This window comes from Lactiplantibacillus sp. 7.2.4, from assembly GCF_018991185.1.
Taxonomy (GTDB): domain Bacteria; phylum Bacillota; class Bacilli; order Lactobacillales; family Lactobacillaceae; genus Lactiplantibacillus; species Lactiplantibacillus pentosus.
The window spans coordinates 1-5,313 of the sequence record NZ_JAGYGS010000101.1; the positions used below are offsets into that span (position 1 = coordinate 1).

Annotated in this window: 4 protein-coding genes and 2 pseudogenes; 3 read left to right on the forward strand and 3 right to left on the reverse strand. The window is 44.3% G+C overall.

From position 1 onward, the window contains the following. Positions 1 to 46 precede the first annotated feature (46 nt). Entirely contained in the window at positions 47 to 1,936 is a 1,890-nt protein-coding gene (locus tag KGF70_RS16350; protein ID WP_216769599.1) for an FAD-binding protein, read from the reverse strand. Positions 1,937 to 2,111: 175 nt separating this feature from the next. Here KGF70_RS16350 and KGF70_RS17490 point away from each other — a divergent pair, with 175 nt between their 5' ends. Both KGF70_RS17490 and KGF70_RS17495 read left to right on the forward strand, forming a co-directional pair. Then, positions 2,112 to 2,426, forward strand: coding sequence for a LysR family transcriptional regulator (locus KGF70_RS17490; RefSeq protein ID WP_253954911.1), 315 nt, complete (start codon positions 2,112 to 2,114; stop codon positions 2,424 to 2,426). 18 nt (positions 2,427 to 2,444) lie between these two features. After that, positions 2,445 to 3,038 (forward strand): annotated as a pseudogene (locus KGF70_RS17495) (LysR family transcriptional regulator substrate-binding protein); the annotation flags it as partial. A 348-nt stretch (positions 3,039 to 3,386) separates the two neighbouring features. Here the strand turns inward: KGF70_RS17495 and KGF70_RS16360 are convergent. After that, positions 3,387 to 3,896 carry a kinase gene (locus tag KGF70_RS16360; RefSeq protein ID WP_216769597.1) on the reverse strand — a complete coding sequence of 170 codons (510 nt, stop codon included), beginning with the start codon at positions 3,894 to 3,896 and terminating at the stop codon, positions 3,387 to 3,389. A gap of 353 nt (positions 3,897 to 4,249) precedes the next feature. On the opposite strand from KGF70_RS16360, the gene KGF70_RS16365 reads away from it, so the two are divergent. Next, on the forward strand, positions 4,250 to 4,780 hold the full coding sequence (locus KGF70_RS16365; protein ID WP_216769596.1) for a histidine phosphatase family protein: 531 nt from the start codon (positions 4,250 to 4,252) through the stop codon (positions 4,778 to 4,780). 231 nt (positions 4,781 to 5,011) lie between these two features. Here KGF70_RS16365 and KGF70_RS16370 read toward each other — a convergent pair. Next, positions 5,012 to 5,313: pseudogene (locus KGF70_RS16370) on the reverse strand (restriction endonuclease subunit S); the annotation flags it as partial.

Here is a 5,313-nt window from a genome sequence, read left to right on the forward strand (position 1 = left end):
AAACTAAAAGCGCTTATTCGTTTGGCGGACAAAATTACGTCCTGAATTAGTCGTTAGCAACGGTTTGTTGGGCGTGAGCTAGCGCGTCCTTGACCGCTGATTTGATGGCTTGGCTGGAAACGGATGCACCAGAGATTGCGTCAACGTCGTAAGTATTAGCAGCAACCATCTTTGCTGGCAACTCAGCAATCGCGCGACCGCCAACTTCACCAGTTTCATGTTGCTCAACTACTTCCACATTAGTCAGCTGCTCGTCTGCATAGGTAATTCGGACAACCACCTGACCACCGATACCATCATCTGAACGCCCTAAATACTGATTCTCGCCAACTGGAATTTCCGGTGTCGATTCAGTAACTAAATCATTAGTACTCGTTTGTTGCGCTGAAGCACCTGTATTGGCATCTGGCTGATTGTCTGCGTCTTCATCGGCGGATTGCTGCTGTTCATACTTAGGTTTTGCCGCATTTTCGCCAGCAATTTTACCAAAAATCAAGCATTCAGCTAAATTGCCGCCGCCTTGATATTGATTGGCGCAGATGCCACCAAGTTCACCGGCACCATACAAGTGGGGAATCGGCTGCGCATTTGTGTCCAAAATTTCGGCACGTTGATTGCGTCGAGGACCGCCCTGAGTATTGAGAACATTATTGGTTAGTTTGAGCGCATAATACGGACCATCATCAAATGCTCGCATCGTGTCAATCTTCCGGTTAAACGCATAGTCCGTGCCGCTTTCAACAAAATAATTAAAATCACGAATCGTCTTAGACAAAATCTCGCTATCAGCTTCCATAATCCGTGCTAAATCCTTTAGATTGGCCGCTTTTACGACTAAGTCAGACAGATTGTCAATTGGATTGTGCTGGCTGGCCGTCATCTGCTGATACTGAGTTTCATCAAAGACTAGGTATGGATGGACATTTGTCCGAGGAACTCGCCACATACCGTGATCATAAATGTGACCATGGCGGTTTGGTTCACTCTCATCAAAGTAACGGCTACCGTCATCCGCAACTGTGACCACGCTACCATGGTTCACTTCAGGCCATCCTAAGATCAACCGGCCCCGTTGACCTTTAGGCACAGCGACTGATAACCCATGCAAGAAGCCAAGTGATTCGTAGTTTTGCATGTGCCATAAGTCAGCACCGACTTCTTGGGCCATTTTGACACCGGCACCCTTGTTAAACATCGTTCCAAGCGGGGCTAAATGTTCCGCCCCCAGATAATCCTGAACAGCTTGCGGATCATTTTCAAACCCACCACAGGCGAGGACCACCCCATTTAGTGCGCGAACGTTAACCAAACCATGATGGCGCTCAATTTGGACACCAATAATTGTTTTGGTCGTCGGGTCTTGAATCAAATGCTGAGCTGGCGAGCTCAACCATACGTCGATCTGCTGTTGGCGATCAATGACTTTTTGCCGTAAAATTTTCCACAACGCAGCATCAAAGATGCCATGATGAACAGTAGTGAAGTCATAGGATTCCACACCCGCATACTCTGGAAATTCGTGGACAGCACTGTCTAATGAAATGGGCGTATCAGCTGGCGTAAAATCATTCTTAACACTAACTGGATCAACATCAAGATATTTTTGAACATAATCACGCATATTCGCCATACCCTCAACGAAAGTGTCGACCATTTCTTCATCAAGTTGCATCGGTGCCGTCAAATTCTGATAATATTTCTTGCCTTCATCAAAACTATCAACCGTCCCTAGCAGTTGTGCGGAGTAACGCGTATTACCACCTTCATGTCCATTCGGTGCGGCATCGGCTAATAAGACCTTCGCTTTTGCGTCCGCGGCGAACCGGGCAGCAGTTGCGCCAGCACCACCAAACCCAATAACCACCGTGTCATACTGATAATCCCAGTTAACTTGATCTACTTTTTTGAGCACATTGACCATCCTTTCTGAATCCAATGATGATTAATCTAACCTGTTATTTAAATCACAAGTAGTAGTCTTTTTTGTCTACACCTGTATTATATAACCGCTTTCATTTCGAGAAAAATAACAATCTGATTTTTTATCATTACAAATCAGTTATGGGTTATACTTTAATTTAACAGTAATACTTATAAAAGGTGGCGATTTTTTGGATAACAAGTTATTAACTTTTTTAGAAGCCATTCAGCAACACGCTAGTATGACGAAAGCTGCACAAAGTTTATTTGTTAGTCAGCCTTATATTAGTCGGACCATCAAAAGCGCTGAGCTACATTTTGGCACGAACCTCATCGATCGTGAACACCGTCCACTGGAACTAACTTACGCGGGCGAACGATTACTATCCTATTTACAAAGCGACGCCCGCCTACATCAGATGATGAACACCGAACTCAGAGAAATCAGTCAAAACAAATATCAGAGTATGACCATCGGGATTACGCCACCAATGGCTGACACCTGATTTAGCCAGACGCTACCTGATTTTTATCGCCATTTTCCAAATACCCGAACTAAGATTTTAGAAATCACGACCTCAAAAGCGGAAGCGCTACTAGCCAGTCATCAACTAGACTTCTTCATTGGCAAAACGATTCACCAGGAACATATCAAAACGGTTCCACTACAAACTATCTCACTTTCGCTGGTTATTCCTCAAACGGCTCGGTTATATCAGCCCAATCAATTTTGGCGTCCCTTTACGTCCACGACATTAACCAGTATGAATGGTGAACCAGTCATTCGAACGGTCGGTGAAGCTCGTTTTCAAGAACTCGTCGATCATTATTTCGCAGATAAAGGTGTACAGACCATTCCACTGATTGAAGTCAACGATTCGCGTTTTGCACTTAGCTTAACCCTCCAGGGACTCGGCAGCATCGTCCTTGCAACTGAAATGCTGGCGAAAATGGCAGCTGAACCTACTCAGTATCCTATTAACGCCTTTAAACTGCCGACCAGCGAGCTGAGTCTTGATTTCAGCGTCGCCTACTTGCCGAGCCACGTTCTGGCAAAACCAATCGCCTATTTGGTTGACCAAGCCTGTCAGAACTTTAGCCCGGCGATTGATTTTTAGTGTTGAGGAGAATTGTAGGTATTCAGATTGGAAAATAAAAAATACAATGCTCTATGTGATTCTAGAACATATAATTATATGGAAAATCCCTTGTAATGTGCGATTATATACCAAATAAACATATATTTTGGGCTAATTTTCGACATTATATCACGATTTTGTGAGGCGTCAATGTTCGATAACGGCCATGGATGTGAGAGGTGATTTAAATAAAAAGCGGTCCCGGCACTTTCCGTTTGGAAAATTGCTGGGTTCGCTTTTTGATGGAATCTTTGGTCTTAATATAATAGTCATCGAAACACAATCGCTTGTTTAGCATTTAATTCAGCGCGCTTGTCGTTTTATCGCTCAATCCGATATCATTCCACCAACATGATGTAGCTCCGATAAAACTTGTTGCACTTCAGCCGCCAAGTCCTGCTCCGCGGTAAATATTCGTTCGTTTGGTACGCCGAGCTGATCATCTGGCAACCACCACTGCTGCATTTCAGCGGGGCCAAAATCACCCTGCCGACTTTGATGCCGTTTCAGTGTGGTTTCAAAGCTGGCATCGAAGTAGTATGTCAGCACTTGGGGAAACGCTTGGCTGAGCTGCGCTAACATTGCACCATATCGTTCACGGGCTAAAATACCTTCCACAATCACGACCGGAACTTTTCCGAGGCCATACCGTGCAATTTTCTGAATCAAATCAATTGCCAGGTTTCCAGGATAGTCCCGACTCATCAACATGTCTCGGCGAACAACATCCTGAGACACTAATAACGTATGGTGCCCTAGCTGCGCCTGCAATGCTCGTGCGAGTGTCGTTTTACCGCTGCCTGAATTGCCCCGAATAATGATTAAAGTCGTCTGCATCCGCCCATCTCCCCCGTCGTCTTTCGGTTTTATCATACCGCGTAGGTGATTGGAATTACCAGCTGAAAATGAAAAACTTACGGCGTCTCATCGGGCAAGCAATGACGTTGTTGTCTAGCCGCTCCCCTATTACCGTCCAGGCAAGACTTCTGTACATGGCGCCACACTTATACACGCATGAAATGAGATAGCTTCCGAGAATTCTGAACCTCAGTTAGGTGACATTATATTCATATTTAAGATATAGTTCCAGGCAATCAATCCAAATGTTAAATTTAGCCGAAGCTTTTCAGACGACCTCCTTAGTTAGCAAGTATAATGGAATCAAATCTAACGTAATCGAGGTCTTTTCCATGAAAGTCTATCTTATTCGCCACTCAGAACCAACCTATCAACAAGCCACCGACGCAGGTCTACAAGGATTCGGCCGCGAACTCGGTGGTTTGACTGAGAATGGTGTCACAATCGCGCAGAAACTGGCCCAGCAGCCGCTATTCGAACATGTCCAATTAATACTTGCCTCACCCTATACCCGAGCCTTGCAGACGGCACTAGAAATCGTGCGGTTTAACGATATTCCATTAAAAGTTGAGCTCGGACTACGCGAGTGGCAACCTGATAACACCGGTTTACGCACTGACACTGACGAACAAGCCAGCGTGGCCTATCAGCTTTATCGACAACATGCTGGCCGACGAGTTGCAGACAGTCCTCTGCACTATGAGACAGCCGCTGAAGTTAAGTCGCGAGTGCTCACAACTCTGAGCAAGTACGCTCAAACATATGATTGTATCGCTTGCGTGACACACGGCGAGGTCATGCGGCAGTTTGGTGACCAGCAGGATGTTGCGTTTTGTGGGATGCGGGAGATTGTTGTGGATTAGCGGGAAGGTGGGATTCCTATCTGGAAGTATCTTTCAATAATTTCACGATTCTCGTCCCTGAATAATTAGAATTATTTCTGTCTTCCATAATTATGCACATCTTCTGTTAAAGTAGGGATAATTATCAGCTATTTCTTTTTACACCGGTACATTCAGCATTCAACTTGTTCCTTTAACAAATAAATCGAATTAGTTTCGGCTGCAAGCATTATCTAATATTAATCGTTCCAATTAGATAATCATTAGCATTAGTGAGCTGATATTCTTTGTTATTTTGAACGTTTGTTTTTGGTCTTGCTCATTGGCAGCGATAAGGTTTGTGCTAGCTGTTAATATTGAACCAATTCTATCTTGCTCTTTCAGATAAGGCACGACGATAGGCATATTCAAAAATGTGTCGACGTGTATTCGTTTAGCCTTGCGAGAGCCATTTGCAATTTCTCCTTGCTTTAAATAAAACGATTTTCGTAACACATAGTCAAGCAAAAAGATAGAATTAATTTCATCTGAAATATCGAAGCTGGGAGAATCTA

Coding starts and splice junctions, on each gene's coding strand:
- KGF70_RS16365 (WP_216769596.1), top strand. CDS start 4,250: ATGAAAGTCTATCTTATTCGCCACTCAGAACCAACCTATCAACAAGCC.
- KGF70_RS16360 (WP_216769597.1), bottom strand. CDS start 3,896: ATGCAGACGACTTTAATCATTATTCGGGGCAATTCAGGCAGCGGTAAA.